Origin of the sequence: Pseudomonas sp. 5C2 (assembly GCF_034314155.1) — a bacterium.
GTDB lineage: Bacteria > Pseudomonadota > Gammaproteobacteria > Pseudomonadales > Pseudomonadaceae > Aquipseudomonas.
This window is the reverse complement of the sequence record NZ_JAVIWH010000003.1, coordinates 61,668-83,738: the sequence shown is the minus strand read 5'-3', so window position 1 is coordinate 83,738 and position 22,071 is coordinate 61,668. Positions and strand designations below refer to the sequence as shown.

The 22,071-nt window shown below is 59.4% G+C and carries 22 protein-coding genes; 12 read left to right on the top strand and 10 right to left on the bottom strand.

All coding sequences use genetic code 11. The features are described from left to right. The first annotated feature begins 47 nt into the window (after window positions 1–47). Window positions 48–641, top strand: coding sequence for an ACP phosphodiesterase (locus RGU44_RS15085; protein WP_322181727.1), 594 nt, complete (start codon window positions 48–50; stop codon window positions 639–641). On the opposite strand, the gene RGU44_RS15080 is transcribed toward RGU44_RS15085, so the two are convergent. Beyond that, on the bottom strand, window positions 605–1,390 hold the full coding sequence (locus RGU44_RS15080) for a lysophospholipid acyltransferase family protein (RefSeq protein WP_322181725.1): 786 nt from the start codon (window positions 1,388–1,390) through the stop codon (window positions 605–607). The two genes, RGU44_RS15085 and RGU44_RS15080, sit on opposite strands and share 37 nt — an antisense overlap. Further along, window positions 1,390–2,145: an L-ornithine N(alpha)-acyltransferase gene (gene olsB / locus RGU44_RS15075; RefSeq protein ID WP_322181722.1), complete on the bottom strand. Its 756-nt coding sequence runs from the start codon at window positions 2,143–2,145 to the stop codon at window positions 1,390–1,392. The genes RGU44_RS15080 and olsB overlap by 1 nt, the downstream gene beginning before the upstream one ends. A gap of 217 nt (window positions 2,146–2,362) precedes the next feature. Between olsB and RGU44_RS15070 the strand changes: the two genes are divergently transcribed. The 6 genes from RGU44_RS15070 to RGU44_RS15045 all read left to right on the top strand — a co-directional run bounded on the left by RGU44_RS15070 (window position 2,363) and on the right by RGU44_RS15045 (window position 6,661). Further along, on the top strand, window positions 2,363–3,478 hold the full coding sequence (locus RGU44_RS15070; RefSeq protein ID WP_322217896.1) for a serine hydrolase: 1,116 nt from the start codon (window positions 2,363–2,365) through the stop codon (window positions 3,476–3,478). Further along, complete coding sequence (locus RGU44_RS15065; protein WP_322217894.1) at window positions 3,475–3,804, top strand: amidase; 330 nt, start codon at window positions 3,475–3,477, stop codon at window positions 3,802–3,804. The genes RGU44_RS15070 and RGU44_RS15065 overlap by 4 nt, the downstream gene beginning before the upstream one ends. 94 nt (window positions 3,805–3,898) lie before the next feature. After that, a complete protein-coding gene (locus RGU44_RS15060; RefSeq protein ID WP_322181716.1) occupies window positions 3,899–4,492 on the top strand; it encodes a YceI family protein in 594 nt (197 codons plus the stop codon). 1 nt (window position 4,493) lies between these two features. Next, complete coding sequence (locus tag RGU44_RS15055) at window positions 4,494–5,651, top strand: phosphatidylserine/phosphatidylglycerophosphate/cardiolipin synthase family protein (RefSeq protein ID WP_322217893.1); 1,158 nt, start codon at window positions 4,494–4,496, stop codon at window positions 5,649–5,651. A gap of 113 nt (window positions 5,652–5,764) precedes the next feature. Continuing rightward, on the top strand, window positions 5,765–6,346 hold the full coding sequence (locus tag RGU44_RS15050; RefSeq protein ID WP_322181712.1) for a DJ-1/PfpI family protein: 582 nt from the start codon (window positions 5,765–5,767) through the stop codon (window positions 6,344–6,346). A 9-nt stretch (window positions 6,347–6,355) separates the two neighbouring features. Continuing rightward, the gene (locus RGU44_RS15045; RefSeq protein ID WP_322181710.1) at window positions 6,356–6,661 is read left to right on the top strand and encodes a ribbon-helix-helix domain-containing protein; all 306 of its coding nucleotides are present in this window, start codon (window positions 6,356–6,358) and stop codon (window positions 6,659–6,661) included. A 71-nt stretch (window positions 6,662–6,732) separates the two neighbouring features. On the opposite strand, the gene RGU44_RS15040 is transcribed toward RGU44_RS15045, so the two are convergent. Continuing rightward, window positions 6,733–8,256 (bottom strand): fumarate hydratase, encoded by a 1,524-nt coding sequence (locus RGU44_RS15040; protein ID WP_322181708.1) that lies wholly within the window; start codon window positions 8,254–8,256, stop codon window positions 6,733–6,735. Between the two features lie 485 nt (window positions 8,257–8,741). On the opposite strand from RGU44_RS15040, the gene RGU44_RS15035 reads away from it, so the two are divergent. Beyond that, complete coding sequence (locus RGU44_RS15035; protein WP_322278449.1) at window positions 8,742–9,848, top strand: GGDEF domain-containing protein; 1,107 nt, start codon at window positions 8,742–8,744, stop codon at window positions 9,846–9,848. Further along, window positions 9,841–10,779 carry an iron-sulfur-binding ferredoxin reductase gene (locus RGU44_RS15030; protein WP_322217891.1) on the top strand — a complete coding sequence of 313 codons (939 nt, stop codon included), beginning with the start codon at window positions 9,841–9,843 and terminating at the stop codon, window positions 10,777–10,779. Before RGU44_RS15035 ends, RGU44_RS15030 begins: the two co-directional genes overlap by 8 nt. Before the next feature lie 118 nt (window positions 10,780–10,897). Here the strand turns inward: RGU44_RS15030 and pyk are convergent, their stop codons facing one another. Continuing rightward, the gene (gene pyk, locus RGU44_RS15025) at window positions 10,898–12,349 is read right to left on the bottom strand and encodes a pyruvate kinase (RefSeq protein ID WP_322181704.1); all 1,452 of its coding nucleotides are present in this window, start codon (window positions 12,347–12,349) and stop codon (window positions 10,898–10,900) included. A 157-nt stretch (window positions 12,350–12,506) separates the two neighbouring features. Here pyk and RGU44_RS15020 point away from each other — a divergent pair, with 157 nt between their 5' ends. Both RGU44_RS15020 and RGU44_RS15015 read left to right on the top strand, forming a co-directional pair. Next, complete coding sequence (locus tag RGU44_RS15020) at window positions 12,507–12,881, top strand: tetratricopeptide repeat protein (RefSeq protein ID WP_322181702.1); 375 nt, start codon at window positions 12,507–12,509, stop codon at window positions 12,879–12,881. A gap of 308 nt (window positions 12,882–13,189) precedes the next feature. Then, on the top strand, window positions 13,190–13,549 hold the full coding sequence (locus RGU44_RS15015) for a PilZ domain-containing protein (protein ID WP_322181700.1): 360 nt from the start codon (window positions 13,190–13,192) through the stop codon (window positions 13,547–13,549). Window positions 13,550–13,594: 45 nt separating this feature from the next. Here RGU44_RS15015 and RGU44_RS15010 read toward each other — a convergent pair whose 3' ends face one another. From RGU44_RS15010 to RGU44_RS14985, 6 genes are read right to left on the bottom strand one after another with little or no spacing between them, the layout of a single operon-like run. Further along, window positions 13,595–14,938 carry a DUF58 domain-containing protein gene (locus RGU44_RS15010; protein WP_322181698.1) on the bottom strand — a complete coding sequence of 448 codons (1,344 nt, stop codon included), beginning with the start codon at window positions 14,936–14,938 and terminating at the stop codon, window positions 13,595–13,597. Then, the gene (locus RGU44_RS15005) at window positions 14,935–15,945 is read right to left on the bottom strand and encodes a MoxR family ATPase (protein ID WP_322278445.1); all 1,011 of its coding nucleotides are present in this window, start codon (window positions 15,943–15,945) and stop codon (window positions 14,935–14,937) included. The genes RGU44_RS15010 and RGU44_RS15005 overlap by 4 nt, the downstream gene beginning before the upstream one ends. 11 nt (window positions 15,946–15,956) lie before the next feature. Next, window positions 15,957–17,150 (bottom strand): DUF4350 domain-containing protein, encoded by a 1,194-nt coding sequence (locus tag RGU44_RS15000; RefSeq protein WP_322181696.1) that lies wholly within the window; start codon window positions 17,148–17,150, stop codon window positions 15,957–15,959. After that, window positions 17,147–18,736, bottom strand: a complete 1,590-nt coding sequence (locus RGU44_RS14995; protein ID WP_322217889.1) for a DUF4129 domain-containing protein — start codon at window positions 18,734–18,736, stop codon at window positions 17,147–17,149. Before RGU44_RS14995 ends, RGU44_RS15000 begins: the two co-directional genes overlap by 4 nt. Then, a complete protein-coding gene (locus RGU44_RS14990; protein ID WP_322217887.1) occupies window positions 18,723–19,703 on the bottom strand; it encodes a stage II sporulation protein M in 981 nt (326 codons plus the stop codon). The genes RGU44_RS14995 and RGU44_RS14990 overlap by 14 nt, the downstream gene beginning before the upstream one ends. Continuing rightward, complete coding sequence (locus RGU44_RS14985) at window positions 19,700–20,425, bottom strand: RDD family protein (protein ID WP_322181689.1); 726 nt, start codon at window positions 20,423–20,425, stop codon at window positions 19,700–19,702. The genes RGU44_RS14990 and RGU44_RS14985 overlap by 4 nt, the downstream gene beginning before the upstream one ends. A 191-nt stretch (window positions 20,426–20,616) precedes the next feature. Between RGU44_RS14985 and sbcB the strand changes: the two genes are divergently transcribed. Beyond that, a complete protein-coding gene (sbcB, locus tag RGU44_RS14980; protein WP_322217885.1) occupies window positions 20,617–22,050 on the top strand; it encodes an exodeoxyribonuclease I in 1,434 nt (477 codons plus the stop codon). The last annotated feature ends 21 nt before the right edge of the window (window positions 22,051–22,071 follow it).

Below are 22,071 nucleotides of genomic sequence, written 5' to 3'. Positions count from 1 at the left end.
GTTATATCGATATAGGCCTCGGTGCGGAATAGGCGTACGCTGGGCTCATGAATTATCTCGCACACCTCCACTTGGGCGGTCAGCGCTCGGCGCAATTGCTCGGCAGTCTGTACGGCGATTTCGTCAAAGGACCGCTGCCGGGACGTTTTACCCCCGAACTCGAAGCGGCGATCCAGCTGCATCGCAGCATTGATTCGTTCACCGATACGCACCCGCTGATCAAGCAGTCCATCGCCCGCTTCCCGCTGGAGCGACGGCGTTTTGCCGGCATCGTCCTGGATGTGTTTTTCGATCATTGCCTGGCGCGGGACTGGGCGGTGTATGCCGAACAACCGCTGGATGCATTCACCGCCAGGGTTTATCGGGTGCTGGCCGCCGAACCGGCGTTACCGGAGCGTCTGGCCCTGATCGCGCCGCGCATGGCGGCCCAGGACTGGCTGGGCTCTTATCGGGAGTTCGAGGTGCTGGAGCAGGTGCTGAGCGGGATTTCCCGACGCCTGTCGCGACCGCAAGGATTGGCCGGCGCCATGCATGAATTGCAGGCGCTGTATCAGCCATTGAGTGCGGATTTCGCAGAGTTTTACCCGCTGTTGCAGGATTTTGCTCAGGCTGCTTTGGCCGAGCGCTCAGCCCTTGGCTGAGCGACCTCGCCAAACAGGGCCAGGTGCACGGCTTGCTGAGCCTGAAACGCCAAAGCAGCGCGTTCTTGATGTTGGCTGGCGATCGGAGGGAGTAACTGGATATGCACATCACCCTGCTCGTTGGCGAACAAACGGCGCAGGTGTGAGAGCAGGTCGTCGTCGCCGATGAACGGCGCTATAGGGTCAGGCTTGCCGTCACGCAGATAACGAATGGCAACCGGCTGCAACGGCACGCCTGCATCGATTGCGCTGGACAGCAGGCGACCATGGAAGGTGCGCAGGCTGCGGCCGTCGGTGGTGGTGCCCTCGGGGAAAATCATCAGCGCATCATTTTCTTGCAAGTGCCGGGTCATTTGTCGCTGGATCAATCGGCTATCGCCCGAACCGCGACGGATAAACAAGGTGCCCGCTTTCAACGCCAGCCAGCCGGCCACCGGCCAGGTCCGCACTTCAGCTTTGGACAGAAACGACAGAGGGGCGAGCATCCCCAGCAAAGGGATATCGGTCCACGACACATGATTGCTGACCCACAGCATCGGCTCACGCGGCAGCTCGCCGCTGACGGTTACGCGAAAGGGCAGGGCGCCACTCAAGTGGGTCATGAACCAACTGGCCCAGCGTTGCCGACGCGCCATGGAGTTGCCGATGCGCAAGCGTTCAAGCACACCGAACGCGCCGGCAATGGTCAGCCCCAGAGCAATCACCCACAGCACCCGCGCAACACGGGCATAGCCGCGTACCCGGCTCATCACACGGCCGCCTTGAAGTGGCGGGCGTAACGGGGGCACAGCTCGTCGCGTTTGAGCAGAATGAAAACGTCGGCCACCTGGAAGTCTTCATCCCAGCATGGCTCGCCGCAGATTTTTGCCCCTAACCGCATATAGGCTTTGAGCAGTGGCGGCATTTCACAGATGACGTTCTTGGGCAGGTCGAAGACTGGCAGCGGATTTTTCGGCTCGGCACGCAGATGTTCAGTGCTCAGGTAGCGTTCGCGCAAGCGCTGCATGATCGCGTGGGCCTGGATGCCACCATCTTGCATCGGAATGCTGGCACAGCCCATCAGGTAGCTGTAGCTGCCTTCATTGAGGATTTCCGCCAGCTCACTCCACAACACCGCGATGGTGCCGCCGTTGCGGTACGCCGGATCAACGCAGGTACGCCCCAGCTCCAGAATCGGGCCTTGCAGATGGCCGAGGCCGTGCAGGCTGAATTCCTCTTCGCTGTAAAAACGTCCCAAGGTGTTGGCGGCTTTATGGTCGAGCAAACGGGTAGTCGCCACCAGACGGCCCGTGGTGAGGTCGCGTACGCCGATGTGCGCACAGTGCACATCGTAGTCATCCCTGTCCAGGCCAAGTTCGGCGCCTTTGAGTTTGGCGTTGAACTCGCCGCTGAACACGCTGAAGCGTAAGGACTGGGCTTCATGCAGTGCCTGTGGTCCAATTAGGCGTTCAGCCTGAAGGCGACGTTCGGCACCTGTGTCACGACTGCGGGCGATCTGGGTCATGGGTCGTCTCCGTAAGCCAGCCATGGGTTTGCGGCCGGTCGACTGTGTGGTACGGAGTTAGGCTAGGGAGAGCCGATGTCACCACCATTAAGCTTTGGTGATGCTTGTATGACAGGACCGCCGGAGGGTCATCGCGGCCTGACAGAATCGGAGCGGTCCTCTCAGGCTTGTCACGAATCGCTGCTAGGGTTATAGAGACTTCGCAAGAGATTACTCCATGAATCTTCGGCTTTTTTTGCGTTTGTGCCAGTCCGTGGCATTGGGCTTGTGCGCCTGTTCGGCGTTGGCGCAAAACTGGCCCGGCGAACAATGGTCAAGCGCCCCTGCGGCACGGAGCCCGGCGGTGCTAGCGTTGGAGGATTACGCCTTCCCAGCACGTGATGACGCGACCCGCAAAGGCATCCGCACCGATGCGCTGTTGGTGATCCGCGACGGACAACTGGTTTACGAGCGCTATGCGGCAGCGACCACGGCCAACACGGCGCATTTGACTTGGTCAGTCAGCAAAAGCGTGATGGCCAGCGTGCTTGGTGTCGCGTTTGGTGAAGGGCGTTTCCAGCTGGGCGATTCAGTGAGCACATTCTACCCACCGTTCAAGGCCCACCCGGACATCCGTGTGCAGGATTTGCTGCATTGGGCCTCGGGTCTGGATTGGCAGGAAGACTATGAGTACGCGCCGCTCAACTCCTCAGTGGTAGCGATGCTTTATACCCGAGGGCACCGCGATATGGCCCGATTCACCGCTGGGCATGGCGTGGCCTGCGCGCCGGGAGCCGTCTACCGTTATTCCAGCGGTGACAGCAACGTATTGTCTGCAGCCTTGAAAGGCATGGTCGGTGACAAGGCCTACCCGGACTATCCCTGGACTGCGCTGTTCGAGCCGCTGGGCATTCGCAGCGCGGTGTGGGAAACCGATGGGAGCGGCATCTTCGTCAGCTCGTCTTATGCCTACATGAGCGCGCGGGATCTGGCGCGTATCGGCCTGCTGATGCAGCGTGGCGGTCGCTGGCAGGACAAGCAGTTACTGCCTAAGGCCTGGGTCGACTTCAGCCTGACGCCATTCGCTCACAATCAATCTGCGTCAGATAATGAAGTGCCGGGCGGACAGTGGTGGTTGAATCGCCTGCCCGATGCCGACACCTCAATAAGGCCTTGGCCCGATGCACCGCCGGATGCCTTCGCCGCGCTCGGGCATTGGGGGCAGGCCTTGTATGTGGTGCCCAGCGCCAATCTGGTGATCGTGCGTTACGCCGATGACCGTGATGCGCGTTACGACGACGATCAATTGCTCAAGCGGGCACTGGCTGCGTTTGCCGGGGAGGGTGAGCAGTGAACAGTCACCGCTGGTTTGTCCTGCGCCGCCCATTCAGCAGCCTGCTGTTGCTGGTGGCCCTGATGGTAGCCGTGTTGGCTTGGCAGAACCGTGTTGCATTGCGGGTTTTCCCGAGCATCATCAGTGCCTATACGGCCAAGGAGTATTGTTCGTGCCGATACGTGACGGGCAACCCTGCTGACTATTGCGCGGCGTACGTGAAGCAATACGTGCCCAGTAGTCTGGTCGATGACGTCGAGAATAAACGCGTGACCGCCACTGGCTTTGGCCGTAGCAGCAGCGCGGCATGGCAGAACCCGCGTCAGGGCTGTCAGCTGGATCTATGACCCGCTGAGGCGTTGCCCGCTGGCGTTTGCACAGCATTTGCCAGCTCTCTGACAGCCGGTTAAGGTTGGCGCCAAATGCGCACCTGGAGCTTGCATGCACACGATGACCCGCCTGGCCCTCCTTGGCGTGCAGGCCCTGCTTGGAGTCCTGGCTTTGCCGGCCCACGCCAGTTGGTATCTGGATAACGAGTCATCGCGACTGTCGTTTATTTCCACCAAAAATGCTGACACGTCTGAAGTGCATCGCTTTCTCGTCTTGCACGGTAAGGTCGACCTGAAAGGCATGGCCGAACTTCAGGTCGAGCTCGACTCCGTCAGCAGTGGTATTCCCCTGCGCGACGAACGCATGCGTGATCAGTTGTTTGAGGTTAAACAGTTTCCTTCGGCGCAGATTGCCGCGCAACTCGACTTGCGGCCGATCAACGACCTGGCGCCCGGTGCTCAACTGGAACTGCGCCTGCCACTGACCGTCACCCTGCACGGCGCCTCCCACCGCTACAGTGCCGAACTGCTCGCCACCCGGCTTGATGATCGACGATTCCAAGTGGTCACCCTGGAGCCTTTAGTGGTGCATGCCGAGGATTTCGATTTGGTGCCTGGCCTGAGCGCTTTACGTAAGGTCGCCGGGTTGTCGGCAATCAGTTTGTCGGTACCGGTGGGTGCCGTGCTGATTTTCACGGCGCGCTGACATGAGTCGAGCGATCTTTGCCTGGCGCAGCAGCAATAAATTCAGTTTGCTGGTCGACGGTCCTGCGTTTTTCCCGCGCATGATCGAGGCTATAGAACAGGCGCAACATCAGATTGAACTGGAACTTTATCTGGTCGAAGCCGGAGCCTGTGCCGATGCAGTGGTTCAAGCGCTGGTCCACGCGGCGTCACGCGGGGTCATTGTGCGCTGCTTGTTCGACGACTATGGCGCTCAGGCATTCACCTTGAACCTGCGCAATCGCTTGATCGAAGCAGGCGTCGTTCTGCGCTTTTACAACCCTGTGCGTTGGCACCGTGGTTTTCGTAACCTCTACCGCGATCACCGCAAGTTGCTGTTGGTGGACAAACGTCTGGCGGTGGTGGGGGGGACGGGCGTGACCGATGAGTTCTGGTTGCCGGAGCAGAACACCAGCCAATGGCATGAAGTGATGGTGGAAATCACGGGGCCGATGGTTGCTGACTGGCAAGTGCTGTTCGACCGGCAATTTCACGCTAATCATCGCCCTTTCGCATGGCGGCCGACGCTTCGTTTCGGGTTGCCGCACTTGCCCACGGTGCCGGTCGCCAGTCAGGGGTTGGGCCGCGTGGCCTACGCCGACGCCCGCCAGCACCGCGACATTTTGCAATCGTTGGTGCGTGCGATAAATAGTGGAAAGCGCCGAATCTGGCTGGCAACCCCGTACTTTCTCCCGACCTGGAAAGTCCGTCGTTCCCTGCGTAGAGCCGCTATGCGGGGTATCGATGTACGCCTGCTGCTGACCGGTCCACGTACCGATCATCCGTCGGTGCGTTATGCAGGCCATCGCTATTACCCGCGACTGCTCAAGGCGGGCGTGCAGATATTTGAATACCAGCCGTGCTTTATGCATTTGAAGATGGTCTTGATCGACGACTGGGTCAGTATCGGCTCGTGCAACTTCGATCACTGGAACCTGCGCTTCAACCTGGAAGCGAATCTCGAAGCCCTTGATCCCGGCCTGACGCTTGCGGTCGCTGCCAGCTTCGAAAACGACTTTGCGCTCAGCTCACCGGTCAGTCTCGAAGCCTGGGAGGCTCGGCCATTCTGGCGTCGGGTCAAGCAGCGTGCCTGGGGCTGGATTGACCGCCTGGTCGTCAACGTCCTCGACCGACGAGACTGATCCTTCCCGCAGCTTTTCACCGTCGTAGTAGTTGCCTATTACCTGTCTTGCCCCTATCGGCCGTAGCTTGACTACGCTTATTGCCCAAGCCCTACATTCAAGGAGAGCTTCAAATGGCCGCTAAAAAAATTCTCATGCTGGTTGGCGATTACGTCGAAGACTATGAAGTGATGGTGCCGTTCCAGGCGCTGCAGATGGTCGGGCACACCGTCCACGCGGTCTGTCCGGGCAAAACCAATGGCCAATCCGTGCGTACGGCGATTCACGATTTTGAAGGCGATCAAACCTACAGCGAAAAACCCGGGCACAACTTTGCCCTCAACTTCGATTTTGATCAGGTCAAGGTTGAGGACTATGACGCGCTGCTGGTGCCTGGTGGTCGCGCGCCGGAGTACCTGCGTTTGAATGAAACCGTGCTGGAGTGGGTGCGCGCGTTCGACAAGGCCGATAAACCCATCGCGGCGGTCTGCCATGGCGCGCAACTGCTCGCCGCAGCGGGTATCCTCAAAGACCGTCAATGCAGTGCTTATCCTGCGTGCGCGCCGGAAGTGCGTCTGGCCGGTGGCGAGTTCATCGACATCGCGGTAACCGCTGCGCACACCCAAGGCAATCTGGTCACCGCGCCAGCCTGGCCTGCGCATCCGAGCTGGTTGAACGGCTTCCTGAAACTGCTCGGAACCGAAATTATTTTGTAAGGAGGGCGTATGTGCGAGCTGTATGTCAAAGCTGATCCGATTCTCTACGAGTCGCGCTCACGGTCGCTGCGCATTTGCGGTGTGGTGACGACGCTGCGCCTGGAAAATCAGTTCTGGGACATCCTCGCCGAGATCGCTCAGCTCGATGGCATGACCACCAATCAGCTGATTGGCAAACTGTATGAAGAGGTCATGGATTATCGCGGTGAGGTGGTTAATTTTGCCTCGTTCCTGCGGGTCAGTTGCACGCGGTATTTGAGTCAGCGTCGCGTGGTGACGCCTGAGTTGAGCGTGGTGCGCTCCGCCGTCAAGTAATGTGCAAGGCATAAAAAACCCGATCAAGTGATCGGGTTTTTTATGCGAGGGGCGTATCTGATACGTCGCTTTTACTGAACTTCTACCGCCAGACTTTCACTGATTTTCTTCTGCCAGATAGCTGGCCCAGTGATGTGTACCGATTCGCCTTTGCTATCGACTGCAACGGTGACCGGCATGTCTTTGACGTCGAACTCGTAGATCGCTTCCATGCCCATTTCGGGGAAGGCCACCACACGGGATTTCTTGATCGCCTGAGCAACCAGGTAAGCCGCGCCGCCGACAGCCATCAAATACACGGCTTTGTAGTCCTTGATCGCTTCGATGGCAGTCGGGCCGCGTTCGGATTTACCGATCATGCCCAGCAGGCCTGTCTGGTCGAGGATTTGGCGGGTGAATTTATCCATCCGCGTTGCGGTCGTCGGGCCAGCAGGGCCAACCACTTCGTCGCGCACCGGGTCGACTGGGCCAACGTAGTAGATGAAGCGACCCTTGAGGTCGAAAGGCAGTGTTTCCCCCTTGTCCAGCATCTCGACCATGCGTTTGTGCGCGGCGTCGCGACCGGTGAGCATCTTGCCGCTGAGCAGGATGGTTTCGCCGGTTTTCCAGCTCAGCACGTCTTCCGGTTTCAGGGTGTCGAGGTTGACGCGGCGCGCGGATGGACCGGCTTCCCAGACGATTTCCGGGTAGGCATCCAGCGGTGGCGCTTCCAGCGAAGCCGGGCCACTGCCATCGAGCACGAAGTGCGCGTGACGGGTCGCCGCACAGTTAGGAATCATGCACACCGGCAACGAAGCCGCGTGGGTCGGGTAGTCCATGATTTTCACGTCGAGCACGGTGGTCAGACCGCCAAGGCCCTGAGCGCCGATGCCCAGTTGGTTGACCTTCTCGAACAGCTCCAGACGGATCTCTTCGATACGGTTGGACGGGCCACGCAGTTTCAGCTCGTGAATGTCGATGGAGTCCATCAGTACTTGCTTGGCCATCACCGCAGCTTTCTCGGCGGTGCCGCCGATACCAATGCCGAGCATGCCGGGTGGGCACCAGCCAGCGCCCATGGTCGGTACGGTTTTCAGCACCCAGTCGACGATCGAATCGGACGGGTTGAGCATCGCCATCTTCGACTTGTTTTCCGAGCCGCCGCCTTTGGCCGCCACGTCCACTTCCACGGTGTTACCCGGGACGATGGAGTAGTGGATAACTGCCGGGGTGTTGTCCTTGGTGTTTTTACGAGCGCCAGCCGGGTCAGCCAGGATCGAAGCCCGCAGGACGTTTTCCGGCAGGTTGTAAGCGCGACGCACGCCTTCGTTGATCATGTCGTCCAGGCTCATGGTGGCACCATCCCAGCGCACATCCATGCCCACACGAACGAACACGGTCACGATGCCGGTGTCCTGGCAGATCGGCCGATGGCCGGTCGCGCACATGCGCGAGTTGATCAGGATCTGGGCGATGGCGTCGCGGGCCGCAGGCGACTCTTCGCGAAGATAGGCCTCATGCATGGCCTGAATAAAGTCTACGGGGTGGTAGTAAGAAATGAACTGTAAGGCGTCGGCGACGCTCTGTATCAGGTCGTCTTGCTTGATCACGGTCATGTGGCACGCTCCTCTGCTAGGACGGGAACATTCGATTAGCTGTTTCCAACAGTACCGCCGTGCTCTGCTGAAAAACATCTTTAAGTAAGCGCGCCGACTCACAACGCCGACGCAAAAAAGGCGCCGCAGTATAGCGTGGGGTTGGCCTGGACACATCCGCTTGCGTGCAAACGAAGGTCGGGCAAAGGGTGGGCACTGTTTTTGCGTGGCTAGAAGAAGCGTTGCCGTAATGGGGGGCGAGAATTGAATAGTTATTTTTGAATAGTCGCACTAAAGTAGCAATTGGCCTCTATGGTGGACCTTGTTAGCTCGACGGTTTTAATCGTACGGATTCTTGATTCATGCGCTGCAAGGCGTCGCAGGCCGGCAGGGGACGCGGCAGCGAACACCGGGTGTCCAGGCAGAACGCTGACTAATGGAATTAGCCACAGAGGCCGTTTGTGCCAGCACGGGAAGGAGTCCCTTTGAGCACGGTGAGTCAACGAGTGACCCCTAAAGCCATACAGAGTTTGTTGCTGAAACGATTTGCTTTGGCTGCCAGCACGTATGTGTTGGTGCTAGCACTGGTCTGGGTGGCAATTTTTACCGACTATTACCAGGCTCCCCTGCGCACGGCTGTCATTGGCAGCTGTCTGGTGGTGCTCTGCCAGTTGCTGCTGTTGGGGGTGTTTCTTGGCGGCTTCAACCTGCGTTTCAAAGACCCGAGTCTGACCGAGCTTCAGGTGCTGTTGGCGCTGGGGTGGCAAACATACCTGCTGGCCAATCTCGATAGCGCCCGGGGCACATTCCTGGTCATGTATGTGCTGATCATGCTGTTTGGCCTGTTCCATCTGACGCCCAAGGTATTTGTGCGCTGCGTGGCGTTTGTGTTCTTGAGCTTCTCCGGATTGAATCTATGGGAAGCCTTCCAGCGGACACTGGCGGATCCAGGCTTGGCCGCGTTACAAGTCTTCGCGCTGTTTATCGTATTGCTTTGGCTATGTCTGTACGCCCGCTATGTCCAGGCCTCGCGGCAGCGCATGCGTCAGCGCCGCTTTGCGCTCCAGGCGCATCAGGAGACCTTGCGCGGGATGATGCGTCAGCTTGAAGATCTGGTGGCGACTGACGAACTGACCGGCTTATATAATCGTCGACACTTTCTGCGCATGGCTTCCCGCGAACTGGAAACCATGGACAACAGTTATTCTCACGGTTTGGCGCTGATCGACCTGGATCACTTCAAACGCATCAACGATGCCCACGGCCATGCTGCCGGTGATCAGGTGTTGCAGGCTTTCGCCGCTGTTGCCACTGCCTGTCTGCGCGGGGGCGACGTATTGGCTCGCTATGGCGGGGAGGAATTCGTGCTGTTGATACCGCATTGCACTGCTGCACACCTGACCGGTTGTTGCGAGCGGCTGCGCGAGGCATTTACTCATGTCGAACTGGTTGGTCTGGAAGTGACTGAATTGAGCCTGTCAGTGGGGATGACCTTGCTGGAAGTGGGCGACGATCTTGACGAAGCTTTGCAGCGTGCGGATCAGGCGCTTTACCGCGCCAAGCGCGGCGGGCGAAATTGTTGTGCCGCAGCGTGGGAAAACGCCGATGCCTGACATCCGTGTCGGTGACCGGCAATGGCCGGTCGCTGCGGCGAGCAATCTGCTCGATGCCCTGAATAACGCCGGGATCGCCGTGCCCTACAGCTGTCGGGCGGGCAGTTGCCATGCCTGTCTGGTTCGCTGCCTGCAAGGCGAACCTGCGGATGCTCAGCCAGAAGCGCTGGACGCCGACAAACGTCAGCAGGGTTGGCGACTGGCCTGTCAGTGTCGGGTCGTCGAAGACCTGACCGTGGAAATTTTCGACCCCGGCCGCGATGGCCTGCCGGCCAAGGTTGCCAGTTGCGACTGGCTAAGCCCGACGGTATTGCGCTTGCGCCTGACACCCGAGCGGCCACTTCGCTATCGCGCCGGGCAGCATCTGGTGTTATGGACCGCCAATGGCATCGCTCGTCCCTACTCGCTGGCGAGCTTGCCGGAAGAGGATCGCTTCCTCGAGTTTCATCTTGATTGCCGTCACCCTGGCGCTTTCAGCGATGCCGCGCGGCAGTTGAAAGCGGGTGACCCGATGCGGCTGGGTGAGCTGCGCGGTGGTGCTTTGCACTATGATCCGGACTGGCACAACCGTCCGTTATTGCTCCTGGCGGCAGGCACTGGGCTTGGTCCGCTGTGGGGCGTGTTGCGCGAGGCGCTGCGTCAGGAACATCAGGCGACCATTCGCGTGATCCATGTGGCCCACGACTCCAGCGAGCATTACTTATCCACAGCACTGGCTGAACGGGCGGTGGCTTATCCACAACTGCAGATCCAATTACTCACCACCGCCGAACTCCCAGCCGCGTTGGCGGAACTGCGACTTGCTTCACGACAAACCATCGCCTTGCTTTGCGGGCACCCTGCCAGCGTCGAGATTTTCGCCAAGCGCCTTTATCTTGCGGGCTTGCCGCGCAGTCAGCTGTTGGCCGATGTGTTTCTCAGTCGCAGTTGAGCGCTGATCTCCCGAAACAAGGCGAAGATGCCCATTCAGGGACGGGATATTCAGGCGTAAAAAAGGCCCCGCAGTTCAAAAATGAACTGCGGGGCCTTTTGATACTGCCGTGGCAGCCTTAGACCATTGGATCGCCGACGTGCAGGATCTTCATGCCGTTGGTGCCGCCAATGGTGTGATAGCTATCACCTTTGGTCAGGATCACCCAATCGCCTTGCTTGACGAGACCACGTTTGACCAGCTCGTCCACCGCCGCCTGGCTGACCTGGCCCGGTGGCAGGGCCGCAGGGTCGAACGGTACGGTATAGACGCCACGGAACATCGCGGCGCGTGCCTGGGTTTCGCGGTGTGGGGAAAACGCGTAGATCGGCACGGAAGAACGAATCCGCGACATGATCAACGGCGTGTAGCCACTTTCGGTCAAGGCGATGATCGCCTTCACACCGGGGAAGTGGTTGGCGGTGTACATGGCCGCCAGCGCAATGCTTTCGTCGCAACGCTCGAATTTCTTGCCGATGCGGTGGCTGGAGGTTTTGCTGGTCGGGTGCTTTTCAGCGCCGACGCAAATCCGTGCCATGGCCTGGACTGCTTCGATCGGGTACGCGCCCGCAGCACTTTCTGCCGATAGCATCACTGCGTCGGTGTAGTCGAGCACTGCGTTGGCGATGTCCGACACTTCAGCCCGAGTCGGCATCGGGTTCTGGATCATCGACTCCATCATCTGCGTCGCCACGATGACTGCCTTGTTGTGGCGGCGTGCGTGCAGGATGATTTTTTTCTGGATACCGACCAGTTCCGCGTCACCGATTTCCACACCCAGGTCACCACGGGCAACCATGACGGCGTCACTGGCGCGAATCAGCGCATCGAGGGTTTCATCGTCTGCGACCGCTTCTGCGCGTTCGATCTTCGCCACCAGCCAGGCAGTACCGCCGGCTTCGTCGCGCAGTTTGCGAGCGTATTCCATGTCGGCGGCATCGCGTGGGAACGAAACGGCCAGATAATCCAGCTCCATTTCTGCTGCCAGCTTGATGTCGACCTTGTCTTTCTCAGTCAGGGCTGGTGCTGTCAGGCCACCGCCGCGACGATTGATGCCTTTGTGGTCGGACAGCGGACCACCGATCAACACCGTGCAATGCAAGGCATCGGCGGTGGCGGTATCAACGCGCATGACGACACGTCCGTCGTCGAGCAGCAGTTCGTCGCCTACGCCGCAGTCTTTGACCAGATCCGGGTAGTCGATGCCGACGATGTCCTGGGTGCCTTCAGTTAGTGGATGAACGGTAGAGAAGGTGAAGTGATCACCAATCTTGAGGTCGATCCGCTTGTTGGCGAATTTGGCGATACGAATTTTCGGGCCTTGCAGGTCGCCGAGCAGTGCGACGAAGCGCCCGTGCTTGGCGGCAATCTCGCGGACCAGGCGGGCGCGAGCTTTGTGCTCGTCCGGCGTGCCATGGGAGAAGTTCAGACGAGCGACGTCCATACCTGCCAGGATCAGTTGTTCGAGAACTTCCGGCGAGTTACTGGCAGGGCCAAGGGTAGCGACGATTTTGGTACGACGAACGGTCATTTACAGACTCCTTTGCTGAGGCGCTGCGAGAGGCTACTACTGTCCAGTCCTGTAGTCATTGTTCCTTTGCACTACCTTGGCCCGTCTTTTCTGGGCAAAAAACACCTTGAAGAAATCCTTGGTCGGGTCGATACATTGCAGAGCACAGGAGAGCCCCATGCGAATTTTGATCGTTTTAGCCGTGATGGCCAGTGTCGGCGGCTGCACGCGTTGGTCGATGGACCAGCATCTGAACAGCGCTTACCGCTCGTATGCCGAGGGTAATTGCGACAGCGTGATGCTCGAATTGTCCCAGGTCGAGCGTGAAAGCCGTTCGCGTCGATACATCCAACCAGAGGTGTCGATGCTACGAGGGCAATGCCTGGAGCGTCAAAGCTTGTTCGTCGATGCGGCTCAGACCTACCAGTTCATCATTACCCAGTACCCCTCCAGCGAGTATGCGTTTCGAGCGCACGCACGTCTTGATACCCTGCAGCAACTCGGCCACTACCGCCGCGGTGAACCGGCACAGCCGAGCCCAGCCTCACTTTAATTACACCCGATTGGATGGGCGGTCATGTTTGGGAGTGCTCATACGGCTGTGTTGAGCTAGTCTCTGGGCGCAGGGAGTAAAAATACGTAAAAATAGTCGCACACGTGGCCATGGACCGGCATACATCACGCAAAAAAATGCTCTGTTCCGAGACTCTGTTTTTAAAGGGTTCAGGTTATGGATGTGTTTGATGGCGTGCAGGTATCAAGGGAGAATTTGCCTCGGCAGCGATTATCGCCACGCCCCCGCGAACTCGAAAAGCACTAGCGCAACCATGCTTAATGGTTCATTCATAGCGACCGTCAAACATGCTTATCGAACGACGAATCGAACGTCATCAACTGCCTTATTTTTTGCAGGTTTTTAATCGATATACCGATAAACCGATAGGATGTCTCGGCAATGTGTCACAAGACGGTTTGATGTTGATCAGCGAGCTGCCGATTCTGGTAGGCGCGGATTTCGAGCTGCGTTTGAAGATACCGGATAACAATGGTGAAGAGAGAACCATCGATATCGATGGTCGTTGCCTCTGGTGTCACGAAGACGAAACGCCAAGGAACTACGATTCAGGGTTCCTGTTGCAGGCTTCACCCATCGAGTACGCACAGTTGATCCGTGCGTTGCAGCGTTACTTCAGCTTCCACTCTCTGGAAGCCCCGGTCTGAGCACAGGGTCTGTTTGACGCGGGCACTGCATTCACCTGCTTTGATTCAAAGCGTACCGGCCTTTTTCCAGCTCAGATAACAGCTGACCAATTGCGCCCCGAGTTCTCCGGGGCGCGCATCCAGTACCGGCACACCGTGGGCGATCAAACGTTCGTGCAGACCTGCGCGTGCGTTGAGGAAATCAATGGTGCCGCAGTAGGCCAGGGCGTCTTGCCAGGTTTGCACGGGGGTCTGACGCAGGCTGTCCAGCACTTCCTCTCGTAAACTGGCGACCAATACCCGATGCTGACGGCTCAGCTGTTTGACCGCGCCGAGCAATTGCTCATCGTCTTCATCACGCAGGTTGGTGACCAGCACCACCAGTGCGCGGCGTTTCTGCCGGGCGAGCAATTGGCGCACGGCGACGCTGTAGTCGGCGGGACGTTGTGTGCTCTTCAAGTCATAGACACTATTGAGCAGCACATTCAACTGTCCCGAGCCTTTGACCGGTGCCAGGTAGTGGTCCTTCTCGCCAGCAAAGGTGGTAATCCCCACCGCATCGCCCTGGCGCAGCGCGACGTAACTGAGCAGGAGGCAGGCATTGAGCGCATGGTCGAAGTGCGCCAGGTCTCCATCCTGACTGCGCATGCGTCGGCCGCAATCGAGCATGAATACGATCTGCTGATCACGTTCATCCTGATATTCGCGGGCGATGGGTGTGCGTTGGCGTGCTGTAGCTTTCCAATCGATCTGGCGCAGGCTGTCGCCTTCGCGAAATTCGCGCAGCTGATGAAACTCCAGTCCCAGGCCACGACGCTGACGCTGGCGCACGCCCAGTTGGCTGATCCAGTTATCCACCGCGAGCAGCTGGCCGCCATATACACGTGCAAAGTCGGGGTAAACGCGGGTGGCATCGACCAGCGGCAGATAGCGGCGCGTGGTCCATAAACGCAAGGTGCTGGGCAGGTTGATTTCGCACCGTTCGAAGCCGAAATGGCCGCGACTCAGCGGGCGCAGACGGTAGCCAAGCTGGGCGTGTTCGCCGGGGAGCAACGTGATGTTTTGTGGCAGGTTTTCAACGGTCAGGCCCTCAGGCACGTGATCGAACACGCTCAGTGTCAGCTGCTGGCTGAAATCATGCTCGACCGTGATGCGTACTTCGCTCCAGCGTCCCAGCGCCAGACTGCCCGGCAGTTGACGTTGCAGGCGCGGCGAGGGCTGGCGAGTGAGCCGCCAGGCATCAAGCAGGCTGAGCAGTATCAGCGCCATCAACAGCCCCCAACCTACCGCCGAAAGTTTCGCCGGAAGATCGATGCCCAACGCGTCCAAAGTGCCAAGGACAACAGCCAGGCACATCAATGCGCCAAGCCAGCCGAGCAATAAGCGAGAGGGCTTGAGCGCCTGCTTCATAGACGTGGCGCCGGAACCTGATCGAGCAGTTGTTTGAGCACTTGATCCACCGACAGCCCTTCGATGTCCAGCTCGGGCGAGAGCCTGACCCGATGGCGCAACACCGCAAGCGCGCAGCCTTTGATGTCATCCGGGATCACGAATTCGCCACCGCGCAACAGGGCTCGCGCCCGCGCCCCGCGAACCAGTGCTATCGACGCACGTGGCCCGGCACCCAAGGTCAGGCCTGGCCAGCTACGGGTTGCGCGCGCCAGGCGCACGGCGTAATCGAGTACCTGTTCGTCCAGCGGTAATTCACTGGCAATGCGTTGCAGGGCCAGCACGTCCTTGGCTTGCAGGACGGTGCGCAGCGGCTGTACATCGAGCATATCGGCCTTGGTCGAGCGTGTGACCTGACGAACCATGCTCAGTTCTTCGGCGGAGTCTGGATAGTCCATGCGCAACTTGAGCATGAAGCGGTCGAGTTCAGCTTCGGGCAGAGGATAGGTGCCTTCCTGCTCGATAGGGTTTTGCGTGGCCAGCACCATGAACGGCTGTGCGATCGGCAGGGCGCGTCCCTCCAGGGTGACCTGTCGTTCCTGCATGGCTTCGAGCAGCGCGGCCTGGGTCTTCGCCGGAGCACGGTTGATTTCATCGGCCAGCAGCAGGTTGGTGAACAGCGGACCTTTGCGCAGTTTGAACTGTTCGGTCTGGAGGTCGTACACCGCGTGGCCAGTGACATCACTGGGCATGAGATCGGGAGTGAACTGAATCCGGGCGAAATCCCCGCCGAAGCAGCGGGCGAGGGCGCGGACCAGTAACGTTTTGCCCAGCCCCGGAACACCCTCGATCAGCACATGGCCGCCAGCGATCAGCGCAGTCAACACATCGTCAATCACTGTGTTCTGGCCGATCAGGACTTTTTGCAGCTCCTGGCGCAGGGTCTGAGCCAAATGGCTGGCACGTTGGCGTTGCTGGGCCTGATTGCTGGGCGCTGTCGTGGTCTCGGCGCTGCTTTGCGGGTCCATCGGGTAGTCGCTCATAGGGCATTCCTGAGAGTTTGCAGGTGGGCAACCTGACGGGTGAATTCTGCGCTGGACAGTCGCTGAGCGGGCCGTGGGCGCAGGGCCTGACTGACAGCACTGGTGGGTTGGCGCGTCAGGCGCCCAAGCACCTGCCATTGGTCGGCGATGCCGAGGTGTTCGAAACCGGGATGACGCTGTCGGGCGCGACGCAAGATGTCTTGCTGCAATCCACGCAATAGGACCTGTTGACCGCTGCGTCTGAGCAGGAAATCGGCACTGGCGCGCAGGTGTTCGGTCAATTGCCGACGCGCACGGGAGGCCGGGGCCTGCAGCGGGCCGTGACGCTGGCCTGCATGCCACAGCAGCAAGGTGATCAGCAACATCAGCGCGGTCAACGCCTCCGGAAAATACCGCAGCAACAGGCTGAACAAATCAGCGTGCCCGGATTGCAGCAACATCGTCACCGAGCTGTCCTGCGTCAGATACCACAGCAGCCAGGCATTGTCGTAGCGGGCGATGGTCTTGTTTTTCCACAGGTCGCTGTCGCTCAGGACGGTGATCAAACCGTCGCCGTAGGCCAGTTGCATCATGTGCGTGGCCGAGCCGCTGTTGGCCCAGGACTGAGCACGGTCCTTGGGGTCGTCCAGGTGAAAGTCAGTATCGAAACTGAAATAGGCCGGGTCGTCTTCGTTTTCCAGGTACAGCTTGGTCAGGCTTGGGTAGTCCGTCGGCGCCAGGGGGGCAGGCTGCCTGGGCACGATGGCTTTTGCCCGGTCCTGTGTTTGCAGGTCCGCGCTGAGGAATTGGTGAATCTGCACCCGGTCCAGCAGCAGGTCGCCGCTGCGGCCTTTCTGTTCATCCCAGAGTTGCTCGGCGACGAACAGCAGATGACCGCCGGATTTGGCCCAGTCCAGCAGTCGCTCGACTTGCCGGGGCGTCATGTTCTCGCGGCTGGCGAGGAGCATCAGGGTCTGCGGCTCCTGACGCGCGTCGGGCAAGTTCTGGAGTGCATCGGTGACCTGGACCGGCACCGAGCGTTGGCGCAGGAAATTTTCGGCGGCCAGGTAGGGATTGCCGCGTACGTCGGGCGACGGACCTTGGTCGATGACCTCGGTGTAACGCTCTAGGTGCGTGTACAGATAACGGCCGGCCAGCCCGAGCGCGACGATTAATAGCAGGCCAATCAGCAGTGTGTTGCGTCTGGTCATCGGGGGAGCCCCGAACCGAACAGTTGCCGCCAGCCGTCACACAGTTCCTGCTGCAGATGCGCTGGGGGCAGGTGATGGCCATAGGCGAGGTTCTGCCAGTGTTCAGTCAAGTGTTGGCTGTACTCGTGCAATGCCTGCTGTTTGAGCTGCGCAACCTGCTGCAAGACCTCGCCCTCGGTGTCGGCATTCTTCAGCGGCAGCTGGTAGTCGGTCAACAGGCGGCTGAGCAGCGCTCGATACAACAGGCCCAGGGCCTTGCGGGGTTGAGTGGCCCACAGGCGTTCGGCGGTGCCAGCCACGTCATCGGGCAGGCTTTGGGCGTTGACCTGCAAACCGAATAATTGCCGGGGGACGTTGCGTTGAGTCTTTTCCGGGCCTTGGCGACGGCTGACGAAGGTGCTGATCCAGGCCCGGTATCGCCAGATCAATACGCTGACCAGGATGATCGCCCCTGCCCACAGCAGCACTTCAAACACATGGGCAAGTACGCTGGCGATACGCGCCAGCCAGTTGATCAAGCGCAGTAGCCACTGGGCTGATTCCGCAGGTTTTTCCGCTTTGCTAGCCGCTTTGTCTTCGATCAAGCGCCAACCGGTCACGGTCTTGGGGTTCTTGAACGGCGGTTGTGCCAGTTGCGCGTTGATGCTCTCGCGTGCGGCGTTGCTGGTCAGTGCCTGATGAGTCAGGCGTGGGCTGTCCGGCCCGGTGGGGGCGTGTTCGGGTGATGCAGGATCAAGCGGTGGCAATGGGCAGCTATAGCTTTGCTCCGTAGCCCAGGCGGACGGGGTGGGTGTTGAAAAAACCAGGCCCAGGCCGATCAACATGACATAGGCGCTGCCGATCAGGCGTTGGCGCAAACGGCGCAACACCAGTTCGATATCCCAGGCTTCCAGCGCGGTGCGCCTGTTCAGGTACAAAGTGAAGCCGCTGGCCACATAAATCGGTTCCCAGAAAATCAGGATCAAAGCATAAAAAGCATTGCTCAGGTGTTCGAGCCAGTGCCAGTTGCCTTCGATGTCGAGCAGGCTGTTCCAGCTCCAGTTCAGTTCGACCTGTTGTGGGATCAACAAATAGAAGACGCTCATCAACCCGAGCCATAAGGTCATTTCCAGTGCGCTGCCGACCGATGTCAGCCAGCGTGCGGCGCGCAGGTTGTGTTGGCTGAGAATGCCGATGCGCTGCTGGCGTGCCGGGCCGGATAAGTGTTCAAGTTGTTGCACCGGCAGTTTGAAGCTGCGGCTGAGGCTCAATCGGCGCCAGGTCAGGCTGGCCAGCAACTGCGGCTTGAGTGCTTTTGGCCAGGCTTTCAGGGCTTGCTTGAGGCTGGGCGTCGAGCCAAAAATCGCTTGCGAAAGAATCAGCAGCGGCAGGCGCTCAAAGGCTGGTTTGAGCCACCAGAACACCAGGATCGCAATCGTTGGCGCGTTCCAGAACACCACGCTGAGCACGGCGAAGATCGGCAGCGTAACGACGGCCCAACTGGCCATGAGTAAGCCGCGATGCTCGCGAGCCAGCAGCACGCCAAGATCGATGGCTTCCCATGGATTGCGCGGGCGAATCACGACACTGGCGTCAGTCAGGCGCATGGCCACTCCGTCCAGCGAAGATCAGGTACGCCCCGACGAGCCCCCACAGGCAGGCACCGACCAGGTATTTGGTCAGCGGTTGAAAAGTTGTCATTGATGACCAGTAGGCTTCGATAAAGGCCGCGATCAGCAGAAACAGCATGACCCCACACATCAACTGCACGCTCACTTTTGCCGCCAGCCGCAGCGCCTCACTGCGCGGTAGAGGCCCGGGCGCGAGCAAAGCCCAGCCCAGCTTGAGGCCTGCGGCGCCGGCGAGGGCAATGGCGCTGAGCTCAAAAGCACCATGGCCGATGACGAATGACCAGAAGGTCTGCCCGTAGCCGACTCCGCTGAGATGGCCGGCCACCGCGCCGATCATCAGACCATTGAAAAACAGAAAAAACAGACTGCCCAAGCCGAACAGCAGTCCGGTGGCGAAGGTCTGAAAAGCGATCCCGATGTTATGCATGATGTAATAACCGAACATCATCCAGTCTTCGCTGGAGCCTCGCGTCGCCGCCTCACCGATGCGCCGCGCCGCCGGGTCGTACATGCTTTCCATCTCGGTCACCTGCGCGGGGCTGACGACGCTGTAGACCAGGTCCGGAAAGACATACACCAACAGGCCGATGCCGATCAGGCTGCCGAAAAACAGCAGGCTGGCGACCAGCACGAAACGCCATTGCGTCCTGACCAGTCTCGGAAAGTCGGCGAGGACGAAACTCAACAGATGCGCACCCAGTTGGCTGCGGTGCCGGTACAGTTGTTGATGGCCGCGCATCGCCAAGTGTTGCAGCGGGTCGACCAGATGACTGCTGTAGCCGCGCTCTTGCGCCAAGGCTAATTGCTGGCAGATTCGGCGGTAGTCGCTGGCGAAGGCCTCGCAGGCCTTGCTCTCGGCTTTGCCGTGCTCGAGCGCGTCCAGCAGTTCGGCGAAGCGCTGCCAGTCAGGTTGATGGCGACTTTCGAACAGGGATTGCTTCATGTCGGCCCCAGCAGGCCGCGAGCGATCCCATTGAGGTGCGCGACGGCTTGATCTGCGGGGACTTGCAAGGGCTGCGCAAGAATCGCGGCCAACTCCTGCGTGCGCTCGGCGGACAGGCTGGCCTGCCGCTCAGCGAAGCCCAACAGCGCGCGCTGCTCGTCCAGGGTCAGGGCGAATGGGGCAATCAGCGGCAGCGCATGGGGCAGCGTCGGGCGCACGCCGGGCGGGTCGCAATAGACTACCAATGTGCCTGCGGCCAGATCGCCCAGACGTTTGAAAGTGGGGTGCTGCAAGCAGCTCACGGCACCCAGAAAGTAACCGAAGGGCAGCATGTCGACGAAACGCAGCAGGTTGCGGGTCAATGACGCTGGCCAGCCAATCGGCGTGCCGTCGTCGTGAACCACGCGAAGGCCCATGATCTGCTTGCCGACAGTGCGCCCTTGATTCAGCACCTCGAACAGGACCATGTACCCCCACGTCCCCAGAAACAGCACAAGCGCGCTCAGGCCCATGCCGAACTTATCGAACAGGCTGAGGAAGATGAATAGCCCGCCCATGACCAGTGCACGAACCAACAGGTCGAGAGTAAACGCCAGCGTGCGCGGCACCAGGCCTGCCGGGCGCAGGATCAGATCGATGCCTTCCGGGGTTTCGATACGGGCGCGAGTATCCAATGGTATGTGCGGCGCAGCACTCCTTGGTAAAGCTGGGGGGAAGGACATTATCGAGTGATGCACGCCTGAAGACAAAGCCCGATGCTAGCCAGCACGGGCCATCGAAGCAACCAGACTCTCCAAACGGATAGGTACAAGACGTGTGAGTAAATGTATCTGCTGCGTGCCTGAATCAGCCGATTGGCCATTTATGCTGCGCACCCCCTACACTTTGCCGGTCTTCTGTTCAGGAATAGCCCGTGACCTCCAGCATCTTTTGGTACGACTATGAAACCACTGGCATCAACCCGCGCAATGATCGTGCGCTTCAGGTTGCCGGTATCCGCACGGACGCTGAGCTCAATGAGATCGCTGCGCCGATTAACCTCTACTGTCAGCCGAGCGAGGACATCCTGCCGCACCCGGCAGCGTGCCTGATCACCGGCATCACCCCTGACCGCCTGGCCGAACAGGGTTTGAGTGAAGCCGACTTCATGACCCGGGTGCATGCTGAGTTGTCGGCACCAGGCACCTGTGGCGCAGGCTACAACACCCTGCGCTTCGACGACGAAGTGACCCGTTACAGCCTGTATCGCAATTTTTTCGATCCCTATGCGCGGGAGTGGCAGGGCGGTAATAGCCGTTGGGATTTGATCGATGTCGTGCGAACGGCATATGCGTTGCGCCCGGAAGGGATCGTCTGGCCCGAGGAGGAGGAGGGGCGAGTGACCTTGAAACTTGAGCGTCTGACCGCCGCCAATAGCATCGATCACGGTCAGGCTCATGATGCCTTGTCCGATGTGCGCGCTACGATCGCCTTGGCGCGTTTGATTCGTGAGAAGCAGCCGAAACTGTATGACTATTTGTTTCAGCTACGCAGCAAGCAGCGAGTGCAGGATCAGATCCGTTTGATGCAGCCGCTGGTTCACATCTCCGGGCGCTTCTCCGCTGCGCGCAGTTACTTGGGTGTGGTATTGCCGCTGGCGTGGCATCCGCACAATCGCAATGCGCTGATTGTCTGTGATTTACACCAGGACCCTGCGCCGTTGCTTGAGCAGGACGCCGATACATTGCGTCAGCGCTTATATACCCGGCGAGATGATCTTGCCGACGGTGAATTGCCGGTGCCGCTCAAGCTGTTGCATATAAACCGCTGCCCGGTGGTCGCGCCGCTCAACGTGCTGCGTGCCGAAGATCAGCAGCGTTTGCAATTGGACATGGCCCAGTATCAGGCGCGCGCGCAGCAGTTAACAGACGCGCAGGAACTTTGGCAGGATAAAGTGAAAGCCGTTTATGGCCGTGAAAATTTTACGCCCAGTGAAGACCCGGAGCAGCAGTTATATGACGGGTTCCTCGGTGACCGTGATCGACGGTTGTGTGAGCAAGTACGCACTGCCGAGCCGGAACAATTGGCCCGCGACGAATGGCCTTTTGATGATGAGCGTCTGCCTGAATTATTATTCAGATACCGCGCGAGGAACTTTGCCAACACCTTGACTGTCGAGGAGCAACAGCGCTGGTATACCTTTTGTCAGCAGCGCTTATCGCGGGCTGAGAGCGGAGCGCCTAATACATTACAAAGTTTTACGAAATCCCTGGTTGAGTTGTCCCTTAGTGCTACACCGGCCCAGCTTAAGGTATTGAGCCAATGGCAGGATTACGCCCAGCAACTGCGCGAGCGCTTCAGCCTCTGAAGGGCCATCTGGTTGGGGGAG